The organism is Carboxylicivirga sp. M1479, from assembly GCF_007097485.1.
In the GTDB taxonomy this organism is placed as follows: domain Bacteria; phylum Bacteroidota; class Bacteroidia; order Bacteroidales; family Marinilabiliaceae; genus Carboxylicivirga.
Window position 1 is genome coordinate 180,333 of the sequence record NZ_VKDE01000001.1, and the last position, 25,799, is coordinate 206,131.

Here is a 25,799-nt window from a genome sequence, read left to right on the forward strand (position 1 = left end):
ATTCACGATGAATATAATCAATTCCAATCATTTCAGTATCATGCTTGCTTAAATCTAAGACATATGTGTATGATCTGAATAAAAAAGCCCGCATTTGAGCGAGCTTTCTGTTTCATCAAATAGAATAATAGTCTAATTCTGACGATAAGCACTTACAATGAGTTGGCAATCGGCAATTTCATTCATCCCTGTTTTTTCGTCTTTTTCTACCAGTGTTACACGACCAGAACTGATACCAACGCGGGCATCTTGTCTTAGAAAATAATGTTCACCTGCTTTTACGTTTAACTCAACCACCTTTGAGCTTTCTGCCGTTGAACACATAAATGAATAAGTACTGGGTTTTAGTTCCCACCTGAAGAAAGTGCCGGGTCCTGTGCCGCCAGCTTCAATGCCATTGATCTTAACCTGAATCTGACTTACAGCACCAACTACTCTTCCAGTTCGGTAAACATATACAACTGCTTTTTGGGTGTGCTTTTCAAACTTTTTAGCAGCTTCGCTAGTTTCAATTGGGGCTTTACTAGTTGAAGCACATCCTACTAATAATGGTAATACCAGTAATACAAATAATAACTTTTTCATGACTCAATACTTTAATGTTTGATACAAAGGTGGTGCTTTAAATAGAGTGTTTTTACTCGCTTTGGCTCAGCTAATACTCCCATTAGCTCAATATGTAGAGAATAAAAAGTTAGGGGCCTAAAGTTGTTTTTATGGACAAAAACAAAAAAAGCCCGCCTTTAGGCGAGCTTTCTGTATCTATTAAGGATAAACTCTTAGTTTTCCAACTGATTCTTAATTATGGCTATTGCTTCTTCAATGGCTGCATCTAATCCGTTAATGTTTTTACCACCTGCTGTTGCGAAGAAAGGTTGGCCACCTCCGCCACCTTGCATCTTTTTAGCCGCTTCGCGCACAATAGCACCTGCGTTTAAGCCTTTTTCTTTTACCAGATTATCGGCAACTAATATTGCTAGTTGTGGTTTTCCACCTACATCAGTACCTAATACAGCTACTACATCGTCCAAGTCTTGCTTTATCTGAAAAGCTAAATCTTTTAATGAGCCAGCTAAAATTGGTTTTACGCGAGAGGCAATCAGCTTAATGTCAGCAACATCTTTTGCACTATCTACCAGGTCGCGTTTTTCCATGGCCATTACATTTTTGCGCATGCCCTCCGCTTGTGTGCTAAGGTTGCTGTTCTCGGCCATTAGGTTTTCAATGTTCTTCTTTAGGTTAGCAGGGTTTTTAAACATCTCGCCCAACTCCTTAATTAAACCAAATTGCTGGTTGATGAATTCCTCAGCTTTGGCCCCTGTTACCGCCTCAATACGGCGTATGCCAGCTGCAGTAGAAGCTTCGCTAATGATTTTAAAGAAACCCATTTGACCAGTAGCATCAACATGAGTACCACCACATAATTCAACTGAAGATCCGAATTTAATGGCACGCACCAAGTCGCCATATTTTTCGCCGAACAAGGCCATAGCGCCCATTTCAACTGCTTTGGTATGTGGTATCTCGCGCATTTCTTCCAATTGCATATTTTGGCGGATGCGTGCATTAACCATTGATTCAACTTTTGCAATCTCTTCATCACTTACCTTTTGGAAATGAGAAAAGTCAAAGCGTAAGTAGTCAGGGTGTACCAAGGAGCCCTTTTGCTCAACATGGTTACCAAGCACTTCGCGTAATGACTCGTGCATTAGGTGAGTAGCTGTATGGTTATTGGCTATGTTCTGGCGTACCGTTTTATTGACAACAGCTTTAAACGTACCATTTAACTCCGCTGGTAGCTTTTTAGCCATGTGTACAATCAGGTTATTTTCTTTTTTGGTATCGATGATGGATACTTTATCATCGCCTTGCTGAATATACCCTGTATCGCCAACCTGGCCACCACTCTCGGCATAGAAAGGTGTGATGTTAAATACCAGTTGGTATAACTCTTTGTTCTTTTGTTTTATTTTGCGGTAACGGGTAATGAATACATCCGATTCTAAATAATCGTAACCGATAAATTCTTCCCTATCGTCTTCTTGTAAAACAACCCAGTCATCTGTTTCAATAGCTGAAGCATTTCGAGCGCGTTGCTTTTGCTTCTCCATTTCAGCTTCAAACTCCTGACGGTTAACCACCAAGTCGTTCTCTTTAAGGATTAACTCAGTTAAATCCAATGGAAAGCCAAATGTATCGTATAATTCAAACGCAATAGAGCCGCTTACCACATTGTAGTTTTTAGCTTTGGTATCGGCCATAATTTTTTCAAGCATATTTATGCCTGTTGCCAATGTGCGTAAGAATGATTCTTCCTCTTCCTTAATAACTTTTTCAATAAGCGTTTGCTGCGCCTTTAACTCAGGGAATGCATCGCCCATAGTCTCAATTAATACCGGCACTAGTTTGTACACAAAGGCCGATTTGCTATTTAAGAACGTATAGCTGTAACGAACAGCACGGCGTAAAATACGTCGGATAACGTAGCCAGCTTTGTTATTCGATGGCAATTGACTATCGGTAATTGAAAAGGCAATGGTACGAACGTGGTCGGCCACTACGCGCATGGCGATATCCAACTCTTCATTTTTACCATACTCAAAACCCGATAATTCAGCAATTTTATTGATGATGGGCGAAAATACATCACTATCGTAATTGGATGTCTTACCTTGAATGGCACGCACTAGGCGTTCAAATCCCATTCCTGTATCAACGTGTTTATTCGGTAGTGCGACCAATTCGCCACTCGATAGACGGTTGTACTGGATAAATACCAGGTTCCATATTTCAATTACCTGCGGATGATCCATGTTAACCAAGGATTTACCGCTTACTTTGGCACGCTCATCATCTGGGCGCATGTCAATATGAATTTCTGAACAAGGTCCACAAGGTCCTGTTTCTCCCATTTCCCAGAAATTATCTTTCTTATTGCCATTGATAATACGGTCTTCTGAAATCCACTCTAACCAATTATTGGCCGCTTCATCATCACGGCCCACGTTATCTTCTTTGGCACCTTCAAATACGCTCACGTATAAACGGTCCTTATCCATTTTTAATACCTCGGTTAGGTATTCCCAAGCCCAGGCAATGGCTTCTTTTTTGAAATAATCGCCAAAAGACCAGTTGCCTAACATCTCAAACATGGTATGGTGGTAGGTGTCATGTCCAACTTCCTCCAGGTCGTTATGCTTACCAGATACACGTAAGCACTTTTGTGAATTGGTGACACGTGTGCTTTCGGCCGGATTATTGCCTAAAAAGATATCTTTAAATTGGTTCATACCGGCATTGGTAAACATCAATGTAGGGTCGTTTTTAACCACCATTGGTGCCGATGCAACCACTTTGTGCTGCTTAGAATTAAAAAAATCCAGAAAGCTCTTCCTTACTTCAGAAGCCGTCATCATAATACGTAGTTTTATATTTTCGGTGTTATGTAAACAAAAAATGCCTTGCAAAGTTAGATTATTTCAGTAATTTTGGGGCGATTAGTCCCTAATTTTTCTAATTAAAAGTAAAACACCCAAAGTATGTCAAAGGTTAAGTATCGTTATAATTCAGAAACGCTTAGCTACGATAAAATAGATAAAGGTTTAAAATATTATATATCCCGCATATCCATCTATTTTTTGTTTGTTCTTCTGGTAGGAATGCTTTCTTACCTGATTTATCCACATGTGTTTAAAAGCCCGGTGGAGAAGCGTTTAGAACGTGAGAACCAACAGCTGTTAGCACAATATGATATCATGAATAAGAAGCTAGACCAGTTGGAGTTGGTGCTTGATGATATTGAACTACGTGATGAAAATATATATCGTACCATCTTTCAGGCCGATAGCATTCCAAACAGCATCAGACGTGCAGGTTTTGGTGGAGTAAACCGTTATCAGCACCTTGAAAGCATGGATAACTCAGAGCTGGTAATGTCCACAGCCAAGCGTTTGGATATTGTGATGAAGCAACTGTATGTGCAGTCCACCTCCTTTGATGAGGTTATTTCTTTGGCCATGCGTAAAGAAGAAATGTTGAGGTGCATACCTGCTGTTATGCCAATATCGAACCGTGACTTACGACGAACGGCATCGGGATGGGGTTACCGTATTCATCCGATATATAAAGATAAACGTTTCCATTACGGCATGGATTTTACAGCGCCAACAGGTACTGATATTTATGCAGCAGGAGATGGTGTTGTAACGCGTGTTTCGCCCGGTAAGATAAGCTCCGGTTATGGAAAGAGAATTGAAATAGACCACGGTTTTGGTTATAAAACGCTCTATGCCCATTTGCATGATTTTAATGTGAAGAAAGGCCAGAAAGTTAAACGTGGGGATGTGATTGGTTATGTAGGAAGTACAGGTGGTAGCACGGCTCCTCACTTACATTACGAGGTGCATGTAAAAGGAAAGAAAGTAAATCCTCATCATTATTATTTTAAAGAGGATTTTACAGCAGAACAGTATGATAAGATGATTCAAATATCGACTAATTCCAATCAAACATTTGATTAGGATACGATAATGTTAAGCATAAAAAAAGGTGGCCATGAGCCACCTTTTTTGTATTATGAAAGCTGTTTCGTCTGTACTAAATTAATCTTCTAGCTTATTTATTTCCTCTTCCAGTTGATCTACCAGGGTGTCTAGTTGGTTAATAACCGCCAGAATGGTTTCAGGTTTTGATAAATCAACACCAGCTTTTTTCAATTGTTCCATCGGGTGATCGTTTCCACCAGATTGTAATAAGGTGATGTAACGCTCTATTGCAGCTCTACGGTCTTTCTTATTACCTTCAGTAACATCTTTGTATAACTTGGCCGATGATGCAAAGCAAGTGGCATACTGGTATACATAGAAAGGTGAATTATAAAAGTGAGGAATACGTGTCCAGGCATAACCTGAGTACATGGTTTCCTCTGAAACATCGCCGTAATAGGTATCGGCTAACTCTTTCCAAACATTTGTCAGGATATCCGCGTTAATCGGACGGCCTTGCTCTGCTAGCGTATGTACCTGGTATTCATAATCGGCAAACATAGTTTGCGCATAGAATGTACCAATAATACCTCTGATGGTTTGGTTTAATAAGGCGATACGTTCCAGTGGATCATTTGTTTTTTCCATCATGTAGTCTAGCAATAAACGCTCGTTAAAGGTTGATGCTACTTCGGCAACAAAAATGGTGTAGTTATGAGTCGCGAATGGCTGTGTTTCATTTGACAGTGTGGTGTGCATTGTATGGCCTAACTCATGTGCCAGAGTGAATACATAATCCAATGTTTCGTCATAGTTCAACAGCATATATGGGTGAACACCATAAACGCCTGATGAAAAAGCACCTGAGCGCTTGCCCGGATTTTCATATACATCCAGCCATCCGCTTGATGTGGCTGTTTTAAGCTTAGCCTGATAGTCTTTTCCCAAAGGAAGTACAGATGCTGTTACAATATCAAGCGCTTCATCGTATGGGTATTTTTTATTGAAGTCAACTAGGCTGATAGAACCATCAAAAGCATAGTATTTCTCAAGGCCGAGAACTTTTTTACGTAGCTTGGCATATTTTTGAAGAGGTTCCGTGTGTTGTTTAACTGTGTTTATCAGGTTAAGGTACACATCTGTTGGTATGGCATTGCCTTCCAATGCAGCATCCAGGCAAGTAGGATATTTACGGGCACGAGCCGAAGCCCAATCCGATTGAACAATGCCATTATAAATGGCCGCATAGGTGTTTTTGTTCTTATAATACAAATCGTAAAAGGCCTCATAAGCAGCCTTACGGTCATCCTGGTTTTTATTATTGGTTACCACATTAGAATAGCCGCCAGGTGTTATTTTTACTTTTTCGCCATTGGATAGCTCTATTTCAGGAAATTCGATGTCGGTTGTTGAAAGAGCAGTAAAGACTTTACCTGGTGTGCTTTTTACATTTGAGTAATAAGACATCAGTTGTTCCATTTTTTCACTCAGTACATGTTTTTGTAGGCGATACATGTCCATCAGGTCGAATTGATAAACTTTTAGTTCATCGTTGCTGGCAATCCATTCTTTCATGGTTGCTTCCGGAATTTGAAGCATTTCAGGAGACATCCAGGCTGTTTCAACTCCGAACTGAGCAAACATTAACTGTACCTTTTGTAATTTGGCTTGCAGTTCCATGTTGCGGTTGTCAACAGTGCTCTGCAACGAAACGAACTGATAGGCTTTATAGGCTTTTTTCATCAAGCTTTCCTGAATCTGCGATAATGCAATAAGGTTATCCGCACTTTCACCTAACTTTCCTTTGTAGGCCTGAATTGACTCCATGTCCTGGTTGATAGCTTCTAAATCGGCTTCCCAGGCATCCCAGTTTGTATAAATGTCATCAAAATTCCATTTGTACTTCTCCGGAACTTCTTCTCTTGTTTTGTAATTGACTTGTGCCACAGTTGTTAAACCGGTAACTGCTAAAATGCACAATAGTACTAAGTGTTTCATTTGGATTTGTTTTTATTGATTAGTGGAAAGAATAAATGGGGCTTATCTCGGGGAATTCGCTTTTAAGCATTTTAACCACCTCCCCACTTCGTGGTACTCCTCCTTGGCAAGGAGTAGAGGGATGAAAAACCGTCCCTTCCTGAATTTTAGGAGGGGTGCCGACAGGCGGGGTGGTGTAATTAGTTTTAAAAGCAATTTCCATGGGGGTATCTTCGTATTAGTGTGTATAAAAATTACAAAGACTCAGTGGCATTGTGTGGTTTAATACACTAATGACTCTGAGCCTCTGTTTCTAATGTGCTTTGTTAAAGAGCATTACTTAATGCCTAATTGTTTTTTAGTTGCTTTTGGTAAAGCATCTTTATGTATTAAAATAGCCACAGAGTGTAAGCGCATGTAGCTTTCCGACATGTATAAATATCCTTCGTAAGCACCTCGGTCTGTTCCCCAGCTATTCTTTGTTTTGTAGTAGGTTGTACCGTTCTGATCAGTTGAAGTACCAGTGATGTGCATTAAATGGTCATCAGTAGATTGCCATGATAGGAATGCTTCCTGGCGTACTTCTGGTGTAATCTTTTGCTCTTCCTGTGGAGCAAATCCTAATTCTTCGTCTACAGGAACAATTGCAGCACCTAGTTTATGAGAGAAAAACTTTTCGCTTACATCGCCATCCCAAACAAAAGAATAGCCATTCTCGAGGGCATTGTCCATTACTTGCATTAATTCATCCAAAGGCAGGTTGTAATACAAACCGTCATTCCAGTTGTCAGGAACCTCAAGGTTAATGGCTTGGTAGTACGGATGATGCGTATAAGATGTTAACTCAACATAGTCATCAGCAACAATCTTCATTTCTTTGGTGAATTGCTGTGGCGTTTTACCATCTACTTCAGCAGGCACTTCGCCTAAATAAAGGTCAAGAATGGCACTTTGCACCTCGTACCATACTGGTGCTGGCGAAGCATTACGGCCTTTGATGTAATTGTCGATTACTACCTTTTGTGTTGAAGCTAACTCAGAGTGATTATGAGGCTGGGATACATCGCGACGACCAGGATAAGCTTCTTCTGTTGCCATACCAAACTCACGTACCACATTCATTACATCGTGCGCCTGACCACCTTCGCTGAAATTACCTTTGCCATGCGCCATGATGTATAATCGAGCTTTCTCAGGGTAGGCATAACGTACAAAATACATTTCCGATAAGTCTAATACAGGACCTCCCTGACGGATTACCTCTGTTTCAAGAAACGAGGTGGTGCTGTACGACCAGCATGTACCCGTTCTGTCCTGGCTTTTAACAGGCGATGTTTTAATGTCGATTACTGGGGTGAATTCAATGCTGCTGGTTTTCTCTTCTTGTGCATTGGCGCTAATTGCAATGGCCATAGCCAGCATTAACAATTGTAACTTTCTCATGATTTACTTTTAATATATAATACGAATACAAATGAGTGGTCAGTAGATATACCGCTACTGACCACTAACTGAGTTTAAATTTATTTCTTTCCTTCGCTAACTGTTGCTTCCACTTCGTCAACCGTAATTGGAATACGCTCGCCAAGTATACGACAGCTATCGTCTGTTATTAATATGTCATCTTCCAAGCGTACGCCACCAAAGTCTTTGTACGATTCAACTTTATCGAAGTTAATAAAGTCAGCATTGGTGCCATCGGCTTTCCATTGATCAATTAAAGCTGGGATGAAGTAAATGCCAGGTTCGTTGGTTACAACCCAGTTAGGTTGAAGCGTACGACCTAAGCGTAGAGCTGCCAAACCAAATTGCGTGCTACGCTCCATTTCATCCATATACCCAACTAAGGTGTCGTTGTAGTCTTCCATGTCGTGAACATCCAAACCAATCATGTGGCCTAATCCGTGAGGGAAGAACATGGCGTGAGCACCAGCGGCAACCGCTTCGTCCACATCGCCTTTCATCAAGCCAAGATCTTTAAGACCCGAAGCAATAACACGAGCTGCTACCAAGTGAGCTTCCTTATAGGTAATGCCTGGCTTGGTGGCCTCACGACTTATGTTATTGGCATCTACCACTATTTGGTAAATCTCTTTCTGACGTTGTGAGAATTGACCTCCTACAGGCGATGTGCGAGTGTGGTCGGTGGCATAATGTAAAGGAGATTCGCTACCGCCATCAACCAATAGTAAGTCGCCTGTTTTAAGGATGTTGCTATGATCGTGGTTGTGTAATGTTTCGCCTCGCTTGCTACAAATGATCGGGAAAGAAACCATTCCTCCGCCACTCATTGAAATACCTTCCATGGCACCTGTAATTTCTTGTTCCGAAACACCATTTTGAGCCATGCGCATAGCTGTTGTATGCATTTTATAGGCAACAGCCATGTGGCGCTCCATTTCTTCAATCTCACACGCCTCTTTAATTGAGCGGATTTCAATACAAGCCTTCGTTAACTCTAAAGATGTCTTGTCCTTTACTTCGCCATGGTGGCAACCCAATAAATCGGCAAGCCACATTATGTTTTCGCCTCGGTAGGGAGGGTTAAAATGAATTGGACGACCTGACTTAAGTGCATCACTAATCATTTTCGATAACTCAGCCATTGGTTTTGTGTATTCAACACCAACACGATCCGCTTTTTCAACCATGGTAGGCTGAGGTCCCATCCAAATGATATGTCCCACTGAGACATCATCCCCAAATAAATACTCTTTGTTGTTATCAATGTCGATAATGGCTGCATGGTCTTGCAAGTCAATACCAAAGAAATACAAAAATGTACTGTCCTGACGGAAATGGTACACGTTATCTTTGTAATTCATTGGAACATCGCTATTTCCAAGCATTAATACCAAACCCGACTCCACTTTATTCTGAAGTCTTTTACGTCTGTTTATATACGTCTCTTTTGAAAACATGTGGTTGAATTTTAAAAATTGGATTCCAATATACAGCTTTAAATGGCAATGCGAAACGATATTTGTCAGGTAGTCAGCTCTTAAATATGAAAAAACCTGATTTTGCGCAATTTGCATTTTGTCATGTAGATGGCATTGATATGGTTGTATTTTCGCATCGATAACAAAAACACAAACTGATTTACCATGGATATAAAAGCGTTTCAGGCAGCAATACTTGAGGGAATTCCCGAAGTGTTGCCAACACCTCAAGCTTACGATAAAAGCATCAACCACGCACCAAAGCGTAAAGAGATTTTAAACGATGAGGAGAAGAAATTGGCTTTGCATAATGCATTGCGTTACTTCCCTGAGAATGACCATGCAGAGTTGGCACCTGAATTTTTAGAGGAGCTAAACGCTTATGGTCGTATATATATGTATCGCTTGCGTCCAACATATGAGATGAAGGCTCGTCATTTAGATGACTTTCCACACCAGTCGCGTCAGGCAGCAGCTATTATGCTGATGATTCAAAATAACCTGGATTATGCAGTGGCACAGCATCCTCACGAGTTAATTACTTATGGTGGTAATGGAGCTGTTTTTCAAAACTGGGCACAATACCGTTTGTGCATGCAGTATTTGGCTACTATGACTGATGAGCAAACCTTAGTGATGTATTCAGGTCATCCTATGGGATTGTATCCATCGCATAAAGATGCACCACGTGTGGTTGTAACCAATGGTATGATGATTCCTAACTATTCAAAACCTGATGATTGGGAGAAATTCAATGCCTTGGGCGTAACACAATACGGTCAGATGACCGCTGGTTCTTTTATGTACATTGGCCCACAGGGTATTGTGCACGGAACAACCATTACGGTGCTAAATGCAGGACGTAAAATTTCAGGTGGTAAAACTGATTTGGCAGGTAAGCTTTTTGTAACTGCAGGATTGGGTGGTATGTCAGGAGCTCAGCCAAAAGCTGGTAATATAGCTGGTGTTATTAGTATCACAGCCGAAGTGAACCCTAAAGCAACCGAAACACGCCATTCGCAAGGGTGGGTTGATGAAGTAATTGCTGATTTGGATGAGTTAGTTGCTCGAGTAGAAAAAGCAAAGGCTGCCAAAGAGGTGGTTTCAATTGCTTACCAGGGTAACATTGTTGATGTATGGGAAAAATTTGCCGAAGATGGTATCAAGGTGGATATGGGTTCTGACCAAACATCCTTACACAACCCTTGGGCAGGCGGATATTACCCAGTAGGTTTGAACTTTGAAGAATCGAACCAAATGATGGCCGAACAGCCTGATTTGTTTAAAGAAAAAGTACAGGAAAGTTTACGTCGCCATGTGGCCGCTATTAATATGTGTACCAACAATGGCATGTATTTCTTCGATTATGGTAATGCTTTCTTATTGGAGTCGAGCCGTGCAGGTGCCGACATCATGAATGATAAGGGAGATTTTAAATACCCATCATACGTTCAGGATATTATGGGACCTATGTGTTTCGATTTTGGATTTGGACCATTCCGTTGGGTTTGTGCCAGCAACGATCCAAAAGACCTGGAAGTAACTGATAAGATTGCTACTGATGTTCTTGAGGAATTGATGCAGGAGTCGCCGGAAGAGATTCAGCAACAAATGGCAGATAACATCCATTGGATTAAAGAGGCTGGTAAAAATAAGATGGTGGTTGGCTCGCAAGCACGTATTTTATATGCCGATGCAGAGGGCCGTACACGCATAGCTGCCGCTTTTAATAAAGCCATTGCCGATGGACGCATTTCAGCGCCTGTTGTGCTTGGTCGCGATCATCACGATGTGTCAGGGACAGATAGCCCGTATCGTGAGACTTCTAATATTTATGATGGTTCTCGTTTTACAGCTGATATGGCCGTGCAGAATGTGATTGGTGATTCATTCCGAGGTGCTACATGGGTGTCAATCCACAATGGTGGTGGTGTTGGCTGGGGTGAAGTGATGAATGGTGGTTTCGGTATGGTGTTAGATGGTTCTGATGATGCACATCGTCGTTTAACCAACATGCTTTTCTGGGATGTGAATAACGGTATCTCACGTCGTAGCTGGGCCCGTAACGAGGGAGCTGTATTCGCCATTAAACGTGCTATGGAAGCTAACCCTAATTTAAAGGTGACCATTCCAAACATGGCCAACGACCAATTGATTGACCAATTGTTTTAAGAGCAACAACAGATATAAAACGATAAGGGCTTGTCTTCATTGGCAGGCCCTTTTTGTATTTCTGTATGCGATCTTTATAAGTGAGATGGTTATCAAGATCGTATCCTTAATTTGCCACATCCCGACTTTGTGGTGCCGCTCTGCCCACCTTGTAAGCAAACATCAAACGTCCTGTAACGAAGTAACACGAACAAGGGTTTAATCGCATCTACCAAGGGGCTTAATTCGTCACTTCCCGATGAAGCTCAATCATCAGTTCGGTAGGGAAGTATCTGGCAAAAGCTTGAACTTTGTATATATGATATGAATGGGGTGTATTTCTGATTTAATTCTTGTACTATTACATAAACAGCAAACTGAGGATTTAAAAACTATCGCTATGAAAAAGCTATTCATACTTACCCTGTTAGTGCATACCCTGCTAGCCGCACATGCACAAAGCGACAGCACTTTTTTTGAGTATAAAAAACGTGAGCACGGCAGTTACATGACTGTTAGCGCCAGAGAAACCTCGACATTTGATATTGATGGCAAGCAAGAAGGCCTTTTGCAGCCTAATGATGATTACTATGCTGAGTTGCTTAATGCGATTTATAAAAAATGTTTTAGCAATGAGCAATTGCAATTGCTTAATAAACGAGAAAATAAAATGTATCTGAGCTTCTATTTTGACATAGAAGGAAATATTTTACGTCTTGATTTCAGCATGTTAGAAAAGACCCGCGAAATTGTTAGCGATGATGCATTAAAGAAACTCTATCACCTGCTTATGCAAAGCAAGTTAGATACATCAAGATGGGGTAGAATAGATACGCGTTACCTGGATGAAAATTTAAAGTTTGATTTTGCTATGCTCACTACACCCATTCGATTAAGATAAAATCATTCTTTTCGATATTAAATAGGTTGTAGCAAGAGTGTGGATTATTGCATTTAAGGATGCGATCTTGATGAGCGAGATGGTTATCAAGATCGCATTTTTAATTACCCCGCTATCGCGCGAAACAATGTTCGACGGAGTCAATCCTTTCGCGTGACATTTGAAATAAGAATCCACACGAGAGGACTCGTGCGGCAGCGAAGGCTGCTTATCCAGATGTGATCCGGTTTAATGCTTCAGTAAAAAATAACTTGGGGATACTCACCATCCCCAAGGGGCGAGACATGATCCCCAAGGGGCGCAGCCATGGAACCATGGGGATATAGCTTTGCCCCAACAAAAGAACCTTGCGCCCCTAGGGGCGAATAGAAATCCCCAAGGGGATGATAATGTGCCCCTAGGGGATAACTCTAAAAAACAAGGGGCGAACGTTGTGCCCCTAGGGGATAATCGTGCGCCCCAAGGGGATAAAGCCTCGCCCCTTGGGGCGAAGCCTTTGGCATTATACCGATTTGATATCGAAATGCCTTTGATTCGGGCAGCCTCTGCTACTTTTACCCACGCTTACTTGTTATTATTTTAAGTAGTTTTATGTGGTGCGATGCTTGAATTCGCATGAAGAAAATAGGAGAGGGTAGATTTGTGGTGTATATTGACAAGTTGGGAGGTATTAAAAACACGCAAAATCGATAAAATGAAACACAAACTTTTAGTTTTTATAGGATTATCATTATTTATTAATCTTACAGCGCAGAATGAACCAAAAGAAATAAGACCTAAAGGAATGAGTTATATGCCTGAGGGAACTTTTTTAAATTACACTATAACACCTGTTGATACAACCACAGTCAATGCATTTTGGGTTGGAAATGAAGTAACAAATTCTGAGTATGCAGAATTTGTAGAGTATGCAAATGCAAATCCTAATGAAGAGTTGAAAATGGTGAATTTGAATATCTCAGATGCACATAAATATAGAAGCATACCAGCAAGTGTTGTCGACATGAATGAATATTTAACGACTGTAACGTATTCAGAGATTAGCGATGCACTGATTGATTTTAATAAACTTCCGCATGAAGACTATTTTTTCAATAAAAAGTATGCGAATTATCCAGTTGTTGGTATATCCAACAAAGCTGCTCAATGGTATTGTGCCTGGAAAACTGAAATGGAATTTAAAAAGCATTCATCAAAAGGAAAACCTGTATACAATAGTTACAGACTTCCGACTGAAAATGAATGGATATACTTAGCAAGTCAAATACAAGTAATTCATAAAGATTACAATCCAAGAAATGTTGTTGCATCAAAAAAGGGAAAAGCTGACATATTGAAAATATATCATTTACTCGATAATGTTTCTGAATGGACTTTAACAGATACTTTCAACAGTGATACTCAGCAAAAAATAGTCAAAGGCGGCTCTTGGTTTGGTAATCAAGGAATTTATGACCGTAAAACATTCGAAGAACATGCAACAAAAAGATATATTGGATTTAGAGTCGTTAGGCCATATAGTTTAAAATAATAACACCTACCAACAAACCGCAAGAGCGCATAAGGCATTCCGTGAATCTAGATTTGTTCGCAGCTCACTCCAATTATTTGACAAAAGGATTTCAATGCGTTAGGTAGGGGAAATAATATGAAACGATTGTGATTAAGCTTTAATACACAGGGCAATGATTGAAATAACTTTTGTATGTGTTCTGTAAATCAGTCTTGATTCTTGATACTAATTTTAAACAGATGAATATTACCAATAAATATTTAGCAATTATAATTGTATTAGTTAGTTTTCGGAGATAAGGTTGGGTAATCGACCACCACACCTTGTTGATTTACAAACAGCCAGAGACAAAGGGCGAAAAAATGGTATCGGAAGTGTAAAACAATAATTCACAAAGTAGAACGAGATTACAAATTTGAAAAATGATATGGTAGCAGTAATATTTGAAGTTTTCCCGAGGGAAGAAAACAAGCAAGAATACCTTGATATAGCAGCAAAATTAAAGCCGATGCTGGTAAACATTGACGGTTTTATATCTGTAGAACGTTTTGAGAGTCTTCAAACCAAAGGAAAAATTTTATCACTATCGTTTTGGGAAAGTGAGGAAGCTATTGAAAAATGGAGAAACGAAACCATGCACCGAGAGGGGCAAGCAAATGGATTAGGGCATATCTTCTCCGACTACAGAATTAGGGTAGGGTCAATCATTCGGGACTATGGGATGGATATACGAGAAGAAGCCCCTAATGATAGTAATGCGTATCATAAATAAAATCACGCAACAAGCTACAATAAGCAAAGGGGAGTTAGAGCCAAACAAACAGACCAAACCTTATTATGTGTTCTGTAAATCAGTCTTGCGTCTTGATACTAATTTTAAAATACAATTGGTATTATTTGTCCTGAAGCAACAGTTTTAACTGGTTTATTTCTTTCTGCACATCAGACTTGTACTCGCCTGTGTTTAGTTCGTTTGCTATATCCAGGTATCTAATCGTTTGCTTTTTCAGTTTAAGGAACCATGAAGTTTTAGCCGCTTCCAAAGCTGCATAGGGGCCAATGTAACGCTTGTCATCCTGCGTTAGCAATATAACCTGATCGAAAGATTTAATGGCTTCTTGGTGCTGCTCTAGCTTTTGCAAAACTCGACCATTTCTATAGAAATAAGTTGACTGATCATATTGGTTCAGATTTGTTGCGTCCATTTCAGCTAATAATTCTTTAGCAAGTGAAAAGTAACCGCCATCGAAAAGTAACCGCGCTTTAAGCAATGTGATTGGCTCGTTCTGTAATGTGGTAACTTCTTTCTGGGCTTGTTTATCATTGGCTGTTGGAGCCTTTGATTGACTTTTTACCCGTGACATTAGGCTGTCCCGCATCTCATGTTGATCATTAATATGAAACCACCAGGCCTGTCGCATCAATGCATCGGCTTTAAACGAGTTTCCTTTGTAGTTGAGCTCAAAGAATTGAAGGTGTTGAATGCAGGAGCTATCAAGTTTATTCAGAAGTAGCCGACCTTTTAAATAAGCTAATAGCGGAAAGGAGTGCTTTGCTTGTTCATCAATATCTTTAAGATAGTTTAGGCCAACATCGCCCATTTGGTTTTTTATAGCTAGTGAAGCAATTACAAAGGACAGCAGGGGAGAAGCGTTGTCTTTGGATGCTTGCATTAGTTTTAGAACATCTTCGTCATTGGCTTGGCTAAACTTTAATTGACAATAGGCATTGATTAAAGAGGCCTCAATGCTCAATGCTTTTTGGTTTTTAACCTTTTGTTGATACTCTGCTAGCATCTTAAAGCCCTCGGAGAGATTGCCCTCAAGTCCGAATAGAGAAGCCCAAAATTGATACTGTTCCGGTATCTGACTCATAAAAATGGTCATGAGGGCTTTTGTCTTTTGCTGTTCGGCTTTAAAGGTAAGGTTCGACTCTTGCTTGATCAGGCGGTGAGCTTTGAAAAATGATTGGATGCCTTTGCCGTATTCTTCATCAGTCCAATACAATAAAGTTTGCTGAATCAGTAGTGTGGAATGCATCAGCCGAAAGCGATCTTTATTGTAATGCTGTTCTTTAAATTCAACTATTCGCTTGTGAAATATCTCTGCCAATAGGTACTGTTCATTGGCTTGGTAGCTGAGGAATAAGCCGTATAGATTAAGGTAGGCCGCTTCTATAGTCTTGTTTGTTTGCGGTGCAAGTAATTTAATCGTATTTGATTCGGATGCCTGATAGTATTTCAATAGCTCATCTTGTCCTTGAGAGGATAAAAAATTGTTTCCCTGTCCAATGGCTGTAGCCGCAACACTAAGGGTAAACAATAAGGACAAAAGATGCTTCATAGGATTAAAAGTAACAAAAGCTATTAACAAAAACAGCCGGAACAAGTCCGGCTGTCATTTAATATTGTAATTGGTAGTTACTTATTCGTCTTCGCCACCAATAGCGTTGTCAACTAAAATACGACCACAGTACTCACAAACGATAATTTTTTTGCGAGAAGCAATATCCATCTGGCGCTGAGGTGGAATTTTGTTGAAACAACCACCACAAGCATCACGCTCAACAGGCACAACTGCTAATCCGTTGCGAGCATTTGAACGAATACGCTTGAATGCAACTGATAAGCGCTCAGGAATAATCGCTGAAATTTCATCAGATTTCTTGCTCAAACGCTCTTCTTCAACTTGTGTTTCACCAACAATCTCTTCAAGCTCTTTACGCTTAGCCTCTAAATCAGCTTTGCGATCCTCAACAAGAGTTTTTGATGATTCACCTAAATCTTTTTTATTTTTAAGCTCAACTGTGAACTCTTTAATACGCTTCTCGCATAATTCAATCTCCAACTTCTGAAATTCAATTTCTTTCGAAAGAGAGTCAAATTCACGATTGTTACGCACATTACCTTGTTGCGCTTCGTATTTTTTAATGAGTAAATCAGCTTCTTTAATCTCGTTCTTTTTACCCAGGATGGCGTCATTTAATTTTTTAACCTCCGCATTAAGGTTACCCAGACGGGTATCAAGCCCCTCAATCTCATCCTCTAAATCCTGAACTTCTAAAGGAAGCTCACCACGTAGTGTGCGAATTTTGTCAATTGACGATTCCACGCTTTGTAGGTCGTAAAGAGCTTTTAATCTCTCTTCTACCGACATCTCTTGTGCTTTTGCTTTAGAATTTGCTTTTGCCATGCTATTATAAATAATTTACGGGATTCGTATTCACCTTTGATAAATGGATTGCAAAATTAGAGAATTTTTTTGTAAGTATCTCAAAAAAAACTTCTTTAGTGTACTGTTCGCTCTCAAAATGTCCAATATCAGCTATAATTATGCGATCTTCGGCATCAGCAAACTGATGATATTTAAAATCTCCGGTAACAAACACATCTGCTTTTGCCGAAATTGCCTTGTTTAATAAGAAACTTCCCGAACCTCCGCATAAAGCAATTCGCTTAATAGGTTTATTTAATAAGTTGGTGTAGCGAACGCATCCTGTCTTAAACGTATTTTTTAAGCGATTAAGAAAAGTAGCTTCATCCACTTCATCGGGCAAATCGCCCACCATGCCAATACCAGTATTGTGCCAATCGTTAGCCAAAGGATATAAATCATAGGCTACTTCTTCGTACGGATGAGCTTTTAATAAGGCACTAAGCACCCGACCTTTTAAATAACTCGGTAGTACTGTTTCTATGCGTACCTCTTGTTCCGAGTGAATTTTGCCTTTTTCACCAACATAAGGATTGGCATTTTCACCTGCTCTAAAAGTACCCTCGCCATGGGTGTTGTAACTGCAGGCATCATAGTTGCCTATATGGCCAGCTCCAGCATTAAAAATAGCTTCTCGAACCTGTTCGGCTTGCTCGGTTGGAGCAAAAGTCACCAATTTAAGCAGGCTTTCTTTTTTCGGCGATAAAATCTCACAATTCTCTAGGCCTAGCTTTTCGCACATTTTACCGCTTACGCCATTAATCACCGAGTCGGCATTAGTGTGTGATGCGTATAAGGCAATGTTATTTTGTATGGCTTTAATCACCATGCGTTCTGTGGCATTTTTACCAATTATTTTTTTAAGGCCCGAAAGCATTATTGGATGATGCGAAACAATTAAGTTGCATTCCATTTCAATGGCCTCATCAATAACCGCTTCTGTTAAATCAAGCGTAATAAGTACGCCAGTGGCTTGATGACTGGCATCGCCAACTAATAAACCTACATTATCGAAATCTTCTTTGAGGGCTGATGGAGCAAATAACTCCAATTCATTAATTATATCCTGAATCTGCACTTTTATCTTATTCTTCTATGTTATCACGAATCTCCACTAATAAACCTCTGATGTCTTTGAGTTTAGAAACCACTTCGAAATTATTAACGGTGTCGTCATGATTTTCTTTTAACTTTTTTTGAGCGCCTTTAAGGGTCATTCCTTTTTCTTTGACCAGATGGAAAATGAGGTGGAAATTTTCCACATCCTTAGGCGTAAACATCCGATTCCCTTTTTTGTTTTTGTGGGGTTTAATAATGTCAAATTCCTTTTCCCAAAAACGAATAAGTGAGGTGTTGACTTTAAACATGTCCGCAACTTCCCCAATGGAATAGAACAATCTTTCTACTTTTTGTTCTTTGTATGGCATGATAGTGTTTTTTGCTTCCGTGAATGACAGATGTAAGGCAATATTAACTGTATTTTGGCGAAAAGACAAATAGAGCCTAGCTCGCATTGGGGCAAAATAGTATCTTTAAGCACAAATTTATCGGCATGCAAAAATACATCATTACCCTCATATTTTCTTGTTTTCTATCATTAACGCTGGCACAGAACGGAAACGGTCTGTCATTTATTGGTGTTGGCGATATGATGTTAGGTACACATTTTCCATCGGAGGATTACTTGCCTCCAAACGATGACCCATGGCCCTTACTTAAGGAGGTTGCGCCAGTATTTGCTGAGGCGGATGTTGTATTTGGTAATTTAGAAGGTGCTTTTTTAGATGAAGGTGACGTTTATAAGCGCTGTAAAGACCTCACAAAGTGTTATGCTTTTAAAACACCAACGCGATATGCACCAGTACTAAAAAAGGTGGGTTTTGATTTATTGAGTATTGCCAATAACCACATTCGTGATTTTGGTCCTGAGGGATTAAAAACGACCCGTAAGTTATTGGATAGTTTGGAAATTGCCTATGCTGGCCTGTATAACAAAGCATCGGTTGTGGTTAATTTGCATGGCAAAAAAATTGGAATGTGTGCTTTTGCACCAAATACTGGTACTGCGCAAATTGCAGATATTGAAGGTGCCGCTAAAATTGTGGCTGCGTTAAATAATGAGTGTGATTATGTTTTGGTGTCGTTTCATGGTGGGGCCGAAGGCAAAAAGCACATGCATGTAACGCGTGAAACAGAAATTTTCTATGGCGAGAACAGAGGTAATGTACATCGATTTTCGCATGCTATGATAGATGCGGGTGCCGATATTGTATTTGGCCATGGCCCACATGTGCCTCGCTCAATGGAAATATACAAAGATCGATTCATTGCCTACAGTCTTGGTAATTTTTGCACTTTCAGTCGATTTAACCTTACAGGAGCTAATGGCTTATCGCCTGTTGTTCAAATATGGACCAATGAAGATGGCTCATTTGTTCGTGGTAAAATCCATTCGTTTAAACAAGTAAAAGGTGTAGGAACCGTACGAGATCATGGTAATGCGGTGGTATACAAAATGAGTGATCTTACGAAAATTGATTTTCCCGAATTAAACCACCGTCTCGTAATTGATGATGATGGAGACTTTTACATGCCATTTGAAAAACCAATTGAAAGCAAAGGATTTTCAATGAGTAATGCACGAATTGAAGTGCCAGCGGAACTGGATTAATTTTTTGGTTTGCTGATTAATAGTAAGCCAAAAAATGCAATGGCACCATTGTAAATAAGTTTCTCAAATCCCATGGATAAGTTGTAATCCAAAATGCCGATTATTATAGGAGAAGCCAGTGCAATAATTGGAACCAAGGAGTCTTTTACATTTCGTTTGCTGAACAAGCCAAAGGCATAAAGTCCCAATAGGGGACCATAGGTATAACCTGCCAAATTAAACACCGTGCTAATAACGCTATCGTTATTAAAAGCCCTAAAGAGTAAAATAACCACAGCTAATAGTATGCTAAAGCCTATGTGTACCTTAAATCGTGTGCGTTTGGCATCGCTGTTCTGCTTCTTCTCAACGTTTAAAATATCTACCGAAAAAGATGTGGTTAAAGATGTGAGTGCCGAATCGGCCGATGAATAAGCTGCAGCTACCAGACCGAGCATAAAAAACACGCCAACTATCTTGGGTAAGTAACCTCCTGTTGCAATAATCGGAAATAAATCATCAGAACGTTCGGGTAAGGCAATGCCTTGGTTGGCGGCGAATATAAATAGTAAAGCACCCAAACTTAAAAATAGCAAGTTCACAGGGATGAATGAGAAGCCATACCAATACATATTTTTCTTGGCATCCTTAAGGTTGCGACAGGTCAGGTTTTTCTGCATCATGTCCTGATCAAGGCCAGTCATTACAATGGTAATAAAAGCACCAGAAAGAAACTGTTTGGCAAAGTGCTGTTTTGATGACCAATCATCAAACTCAAATATTTTTGAATATTGACTATCTGATATCGTATTGATAATCCCTGAGAAAGAGAGATTCATTGATTTGGAGATAACAACAACCGTAATGCCCACACTCAAAAGCATGAAGAGTGTTTGAAGTGTATCGGTCCAAATAATGGTTTTGATACCGCCTCTAAAGGTGTAGAGCCAAATGAGTAATATGGTTACAATTACCGTTACTTTAAATGGTATGTTGAAAGCATTAAAAACGGCAATTTGTAATACATTGGCCATTAAGTAAAGTCGAGCAGAAGCTCCAATGGTGCGCGAAAGGAGGAATAGTACAGCACCTGATTTGTAAGACCAGAAACCAAAACGCTCATCCAAATAAGTATAGATGGAAGTAAGGTTTAAGCGGTAATAAAGAGGCAATAATACATGAGCAATTACCAGATAGCCCAAGAAATATCCCAACACCATTTGCATGTAGGAGAGTCCTGTTGAACCCACCCAGCCAGGCACAGAAATAAAGGTAACGCCAGACAGAGAGGCTCCAATCATGCCAATGGACACAATGTACCAGGGCGATTGTTTGTTGCCTCTGAAAAAGGTGTCGTTATCAGACTTTTTGCTCGTTAAGAAGGAGATAAAAATTAAAAGACCAAAGTAGCCTGCTATGATGGATGCTGTAAGTACCGGACTCATCTGATTGTGATTTTTTCAGCTCTAAGATAGCGGATAAGTTGAAAAGTGCAGAAGTATACCTAAAAAGCTATTGCTTGCTTGGGATTGTTTCGCTTGGATTAGTACAGAATTTTGTGTCTGTTTTTACAATCCACGTCTGTCGGCAACAATCATTAAAGCCTCTTCGCGAATTATTTCGGGTGGATTAATCTGGCGAATTTGAAGACTTTTTAACCAACCAGCAACTTCACGTTCCTTAAGAGTAAATAGTATTTCACGAAATTGCTCTATTTCGTCGTCGTTATAGCTATCAGCTGTTTTTTCCTTAAAAGCATCCAACTCCTCGTCTTCGTAATATTCTGCCTTATCGCTACTACTAAGGAGGCTATCTGTTTCACAAACCTCGTGAGCACCACAGCAATCATCTGCCACTTGTGTTTGCTCTTCATCCCCACTTGTTGACCTTTTTGAAAAAAGAAAAGCCAACACCAACGCTACAACAATGCCTGCCAATAAATAAATCATGCTGCAAAAATAAAAAATAGTTAGAAGTTAAAAGGAAGAAGGCAGAAGATTGTTTAAATAAGCTTCTGCCTTTATGCCAAATATCTTCGGTTTAATATTTCCACTTGTTGGCTAATGCAACTAATGATAACATAACTGGTACTTCAACCAAAACACCAACTACCGTTACTAAAGCGGCAGGAGACTGCAGTCCGAATAATGCAATTGCCACTGCTACAGCTAACTCAAAAAAGTTACTGGCACCAATCATGGCGGCTGGCGAGCAAACAGCATGTGGTAACTTTAGTTTCCGACCGCTAAACCAAGCGATAAAAAAGATAAAGTAGGTTTGTATGGTTAAAGGTATTGCCACCAAAAGAATAATCAGCGGATTTTCGGTAATGTTGTGGCCTTGGAAAGCAAATAACAATACCAGAGTAGCCAAGAGGGCAAAAATGCTTACTGGCTTAAACTTTGGTAAAAATTCCTCGGTAAACCATTGCTGACCTTTCTTTTTAATCAGATAGCGGTTGGTAAGCGTACCTGCCAATAAAGGTACTACCACAAAAATAACGACGCTGGTTACTAAAGTGTCATAAGGGATGGCCACATTGGTAATACCTAAAAGTAAACCAACAATTGGCACAAAAGCCACCAAAATAATTAGGTCGTTAACCGATACCTGAACTAAGGTGTAATTAGGATCTCCATTGGTTAAGTAAGACCAAACAAAAACCATTGCAGTACAAGGTGCAGCGCCCAATAGAATTGCTCCTGCTATGTATTCTCCTGCTAAATCGGGGCTTATAAAAGCACTGTACAACTTAGAAAAGAATATCCAGGCAAAAAAGGCCATGGTAAAAGGCTTGATGATCCAATTGATAACCAAGGTAAGGATGATGCCTTTAGGGCGTTTACCAACATTCTTCAAGCTTGAGAAATCAACCTGAAGCATCATTGGATAAATCATCAACCAAACTAAAATAGCCACTAAAAAATTAACCCCAGCAATTTCTAATTGGCTTAATACAGTTACTGTTTCGCCAAAGAAATGACCTATTAATATACCCCCGCCAATGCAGAGAGCTACCCATAAAGTCAGGTACTTTTCGAAAAAACCAATTTGCTTTTTTTCTTCAGTCATGCGCTTATGCTTCTTTAATGTTTTCTTGATAAAACTTATAGAATCCGTCTTTGATTTCATCTCTTACCCTGTGAAATTCACTCATGATGAATTCATCGGAACCTACCGCGTGTGATGGGTCGTCAAAACCAATGTGCAAACGGTGCTTTACATCGCCAATAAAGGCAGGGCAAGCTTCGTTGGCGCCACCGCAAACAGTAATAACAAAGTCCCATTTTTCGCCCAAATACTTTTGAACTGAATCGGAGCTGTGCTGGCTAATGTCAATACCAATTTCGTTCATTACTTCAACGGCTTTGGTGTTTAATTTTCCCGAAGCTTCTGTTCCAGCTGAATAAACCTCAATGTTTTTGTCGAAAGATTGCAAGAAACCATGAGCCATTTGGCTTCGACAGCTATTGCCTGTGCATAAAATCAATACTCTCATTATATCTATTTTTATATTAACATTCGTTTGTATTACAGCTACTGCATTGTATCTCAGACAAAAAAGAGATGCCCAATTGATTAAGTTTGCTGATACCATCGTTATTAAGGCAGTAGTTTGTTTTAGTTCCTTGTGTGGAGCTTTTTATCAGCCCTGCTTTTTTTAATTCAGCAATATGCTGGTTAACCGTTGTTCTTCCAAGGGGAACAATGTCGTTGATGTCGCCCGAAAAACAGGTGTTCTGCTTGCTCAAAAACTTTAGGATTTGTAAGCGGGCAGGATGTCCCAGTGCTTTAAAAAGTTGTGATAATTCCTGTAAGTCATCCTCAAATAAATTTGTTTTTGCTTGTGGCATATCTTTTATTTGGCGTAAAAATACGTCAAATAGTTGACGTAAAAGTACGTCAATCTACTTTTTAATAAATTATTAACATTTAATACCAAATGAATAACAAAATGATTGATAAAGCATTTTGCTTATATCATGGGTTAATGCCGAAATATATTCATAGTGCTTTTAGGAGTGAAACGAACTGAAGGCGCATTTTGAATAGTAATTGGTATAAGCACAAAAAAAGGGAAGCCAAATGCCTCCCTTTAAATCGTATATTGTTTCTACTTAAATATGCATATTCATAGCCTGGCGAACCTCTTCTAATGTTGCTTGTGCTACATTACGCGAATCAGCAATACCCTCGCGAAGAATGCTTTTTACAAAATCAATATCATTTTCAAGCTCAGTTCTTCTTTGGCGAATAGCTTTAAAATGCTCGTTGATTGACTCAGTAACAACAGCTTTTAACTTACCTGCTCCTTGGTCGCCAATTTCCTCAGCTAATTTTTCTGGAGCAACACCCGATGAAAGACCAGCAATGCGTAATAAGTTGGCCACTTCAGGACGGTTATCAGGATCGTAAGTGATGAAGCGTTCCGAATCGGTTTTAGCAGACTTTACCGCTTTCATGGTTTCGTCAGCTGTTGACTTAATCATGATGGTGTTATTTCTACTCTTGCTCATTTTCTGACCACCATCAAGACCAAGAATCATAGGTGTTTCGCTTAGTAAGCCAGTTGGCTCACGGAAAACACGCGCCTTAAATTTCTTATTGAAACGCTTGGCAATGTTTCGGGTTAATTCAATGTGTGGTAATTGATCTTTTCCAACTGGAACCACATCACTTTTACAAAACAGAATATCGGCAGCCTGATGAACAGGGTAGGTGTACATACCTGCATTAATTACGTTCTGACCTGATGCTTGAATTTCTTCTTTAATAGTTGGATTCTTGCTAAGCTCAGAGTTAGATACTAAAGACAAGAAAGGAACCAAGAGTTGGTTTAATTCAGGAATGTGACTGTGCGGAAAAATGTGCGTTTTAAATTTGTGAGGATCTAATCCGCATGCTAGGTAGTCGATGGTTAATTCTAATACGAACTTAGAAATATCTTTGAAAACATCTCTATCAGTAAGTACTTGGTAATCTGCAATAACAATAAATGTTTCAACGCCCAGGTTTTGCAAGCGTACTCTGTTTTGAAGAGAACCAAAATAATGACCAATGTGTAGGTTTCCCGTTGGCCTGTCTCCTGTTAAAACTCTGTGTTTTCCAGGGTTAATCTGTAAATCCGCCTCTAATGCATTACTTTTTTCAACAGCTCTGTCAAATGATGCATTACTAATTCCTTCGACTTTTTCAGTTGTCATATTCCTCAATCAAATTATAAACAGTTGTATTTTTTTGGTCTTCAATAGAGCTTAACTAATAATTAGTAAGCGACCAATTCATTTATCACTATATATCAGTAATAAAGGAGGCACAAAAATGATAAAAAATAAGTATACTTCCTCAAAAAGCAGAATAAGAATTTATTTTTAAGCTGAAGAAATAGGCTAATTGGAAGTTAATTGTGCTTTTGTTTTATGCTATGAAAGCTTAAAAAAGATCTATGACTTGCAATGTAATTAATGCCCATACGATGTAGCGAAGTAATTTACCAATTAGCATTCCTATTGCTGATAACCATATATTGACTTTTAGCAGGCCGAGTATCACTGCAATAACATCTCCTACACCTGGCAACCAACAAAAAAATGCAATCCACAATTCTTTTCCTTTAACTAGCTTTTTGGTTTTTTCAATCTGTGTATGTTTAATTTTCAGGTACTTTTCAATCCATGCTGTTTTGCCAAGCCAGCCAATGCCGTAGGAGCTCATTCCGCCCAACCAATTGCCCAAAGTGGCAAGTCCAAGACACCAATATAGGTTATAATCGGCAACTAACATTCCAGAAAGTAGTGCTTCGGAGCTAAAAGGAACAACCGTAGCTGCCAAAAAAGAAGCTAGAAACAAGGCAAAGTATCCTGATTCAAATAGCATTTTATATCAATTTAAGCACAAATGTAAGAAAATAAGTGATTTGCATTGATTTTTTTTAGGCGCTGTATCTCTTTATTTATGGGCGATACAAT

The 25,799-nt window shown here is 39.6% G+C and carries 22 protein-coding genes; 6 read left to right on the forward strand and 16 right to left on the reverse strand.

Features of this window, described 5'->3' with window-relative positions:
* Positions 1-132: 132 nt before the first annotated feature.
* Entirely contained in the window at positions 133-585 is a 453-nt protein-coding gene (locus FNN09_RS00790; RefSeq protein WP_143299564.1) for a DUF2846 domain-containing protein, read from the reverse strand.
* A 194-nt stretch (positions 586-779) separates the two neighbouring features.
* Entirely contained in the window at positions 780-3,416 is a 2,637-nt protein-coding gene (gene alaS / locus FNN09_RS00795; RefSeq protein WP_185968805.1) for an alanine--tRNA ligase, read from the reverse strand.
* 123 nt (positions 3,417-3,539) lie between these two features.
* Here alaS and FNN09_RS00800 point away from each other — a divergent pair, with 123 nt between their 5' ends.
* Entirely contained in the window at positions 3,540-4,520 is a 981-nt protein-coding gene (locus tag FNN09_RS00800; RefSeq protein WP_143299565.1) for a M23 family metallopeptidase, read from the forward strand.
* 81 nt (positions 4,521-4,601) lie between these two features.
* Here FNN09_RS00800 and pepF read toward each other — a convergent pair whose 3' ends face one another.
* The 3 genes from pepF to FNN09_RS00815 all read right to left on the reverse strand — a co-directional run bounded on the left by pepF (position 4,602) and on the right by FNN09_RS00815 (position 9,382).
* Positions 4,602-6,482: an oligoendopeptidase F gene (pepF, locus tag FNN09_RS00805; RefSeq protein WP_143299566.1), complete on the reverse strand. Its 1,881-nt coding sequence runs from the start codon at positions 6,480-6,482 to the stop codon at positions 4,602-4,604.
* Between the two features lie 315 nt (positions 6,483-6,797).
* Positions 6,798-7,904: a C1 family peptidase gene (locus FNN09_RS00810; RefSeq protein WP_143299567.1), complete on the reverse strand. Its 1,107-nt coding sequence runs from the start codon at positions 7,902-7,904 to the stop codon at positions 6,798-6,800.
* 80 nt (positions 7,905-7,984) lie between these two features.
* The gene (locus FNN09_RS00815; RefSeq protein WP_143299568.1) at positions 7,985-9,382 is read right to left on the reverse strand and encodes an aminopeptidase P family protein; all 1,398 of its coding nucleotides are present in this window, start codon (positions 9,380-9,382) and stop codon (positions 7,985-7,987) included.
* Between the two features lie 186 nt (positions 9,383-9,568).
* Between FNN09_RS00815 and FNN09_RS00820 the strand changes: the two genes are divergently transcribed.
* From FNN09_RS00820 to FNN09_RS00835, 4 genes are all read left to right on the forward strand, one after another.
* The gene (locus tag FNN09_RS00820) at positions 9,569-11,575 is read left to right on the forward strand and encodes a urocanate hydratase (protein ID WP_143299569.1); all 2,007 of its coding nucleotides are present in this window, start codon (positions 9,569-9,571) and stop codon (positions 11,573-11,575) included.
* A gap of 379 nt (positions 11,576-11,954) precedes the next feature.
* A complete protein-coding gene (locus tag FNN09_RS00825) occupies positions 11,955-12,455 on the forward strand; it encodes a hypothetical protein (RefSeq protein ID WP_143299570.1) in 501 nt (166 codons plus the stop codon).
* Between the two features lie 694 nt (positions 12,456-13,149).
* Positions 13,150-13,986, forward strand: coding sequence for an SUMF1/EgtB/PvdO family nonheme iron enzyme (locus FNN09_RS00830; RefSeq protein ID WP_143299571.1), 837 nt, complete (start codon positions 13,150-13,152; stop codon positions 13,984-13,986).
* 409 nt (positions 13,987-14,395) lie between these two features.
* On the forward strand, positions 14,396-14,740 hold the full coding sequence (locus tag FNN09_RS00835; protein ID WP_143299572.1) for an antibiotic biosynthesis monooxygenase: 345 nt from the start codon (positions 14,396-14,398) through the stop codon (positions 14,738-14,740).
* 121 nt (positions 14,741-14,861) lie between these two features.
* Here FNN09_RS00835 and FNN09_RS00840 read toward each other — a convergent pair whose 3' ends face one another.
* The 4 genes from FNN09_RS00840 to FNN09_RS00855 form a co-directional block, all read right to left on the reverse strand.
* Positions 14,862-16,310 (reverse strand): hypothetical protein, encoded by a 1,449-nt coding sequence (locus tag FNN09_RS00840; protein ID WP_143299573.1) that lies wholly within the window; start codon positions 16,308-16,310, stop codon positions 14,862-14,864.
* 81 nt (positions 16,311-16,391) lie between these two features.
* Positions 16,392-17,159 carry a zinc ribbon domain-containing protein gene (locus FNN09_RS00845; RefSeq protein ID WP_143299574.1) on the reverse strand — a complete coding sequence of 256 codons (768 nt, stop codon included), beginning with the start codon at positions 17,157-17,159 and terminating at the stop codon, positions 16,392-16,394.
* Positions 17,160-17,163: 4 nt separating this feature from the next.
* Positions 17,164-18,258, reverse strand: coding sequence for a Nif3-like dinuclear metal center hexameric protein (locus FNN09_RS00850; RefSeq protein WP_143299575.1), 1,095 nt, complete (start codon positions 18,256-18,258; stop codon positions 17,164-17,166).
* A 7-nt stretch (positions 18,259-18,265) separates the two neighbouring features.
* The gene (locus FNN09_RS00855) at positions 18,266-18,607 is read right to left on the reverse strand and encodes a MerR family transcriptional regulator (protein WP_143299576.1); all 342 of its coding nucleotides are present in this window, start codon (positions 18,605-18,607) and stop codon (positions 18,266-18,268) included.
* 125 nt (positions 18,608-18,732) lie between these two features.
* Here FNN09_RS00855 and FNN09_RS00860 point away from each other — a divergent pair, with 125 nt between their 5' ends.
* Positions 18,733-19,851, forward strand: a complete 1,119-nt coding sequence (locus tag FNN09_RS00860; protein WP_143299577.1) for a CapA family protein — start codon at positions 18,733-18,735, stop codon at positions 19,849-19,851.
* On the opposite strand, the gene FNN09_RS00865 is transcribed toward FNN09_RS00860, so the two are convergent.
* The 7 genes from FNN09_RS00865 to FNN09_RS00895 all read right to left on the reverse strand — a co-directional run bounded on the left by FNN09_RS00865 (position 19,848) and on the right by FNN09_RS00895 (position 25,707).
* Positions 19,848-21,275, reverse strand: coding sequence for a sodium:solute symporter (locus FNN09_RS00865; protein ID WP_143299578.1), 1,428 nt, complete (start codon positions 21,273-21,275; stop codon positions 19,848-19,850). The genes FNN09_RS00860 and FNN09_RS00865 overlap by 4 nt on opposite strands.
* 123 nt (positions 21,276-21,398) lie before the next feature.
* Positions 21,399-21,779 (reverse strand): phospholipase, encoded by a 381-nt coding sequence (locus FNN09_RS00870; RefSeq protein ID WP_143299579.1) that lies wholly within the window; start codon positions 21,777-21,779, stop codon positions 21,399-21,401.
* 91 nt (positions 21,780-21,870) lie between these two features.
* Entirely contained in the window at positions 21,871-22,902 is a 1,032-nt protein-coding gene (arsB, locus tag FNN09_RS00875) for an ACR3 family arsenite efflux transporter (protein ID WP_143299580.1), read from the reverse strand.
* Positions 22,903-22,906: 4 nt separating this feature from the next.
* Positions 22,907-23,329: an arsenate reductase ArsC gene (locus FNN09_RS00880; protein WP_143299581.1), complete on the reverse strand. Its 423-nt coding sequence runs from the start codon at positions 23,327-23,329 to the stop codon at positions 22,907-22,909.
* Between the two features lie 16 nt (positions 23,330-23,345).
* Positions 23,346-23,684 carry a helix-turn-helix transcriptional regulator gene (locus FNN09_RS00885; protein WP_143299582.1) on the reverse strand — a complete coding sequence of 113 codons (339 nt, stop codon included), beginning with the start codon at positions 23,682-23,684 and terminating at the stop codon, positions 23,346-23,348.
* Positions 23,685-23,948: 264 nt separating this feature from the next.
* Positions 23,949-25,034, reverse strand: coding sequence for a tryptophan--tRNA ligase (gene trpS, locus FNN09_RS00890; RefSeq protein WP_143299583.1), 1,086 nt, complete (start codon positions 25,032-25,034; stop codon positions 23,949-23,951).
* Between the two features lie 229 nt (positions 25,035-25,263).
* The gene (locus FNN09_RS00895; RefSeq protein WP_143299584.1) at positions 25,264-25,707 is read right to left on the reverse strand and encodes a YqaA family protein; all 444 of its coding nucleotides are present in this window, start codon (positions 25,705-25,707) and stop codon (positions 25,264-25,266) included.
* Positions 25,708-25,799: the final 92 nt, after the last annotated feature.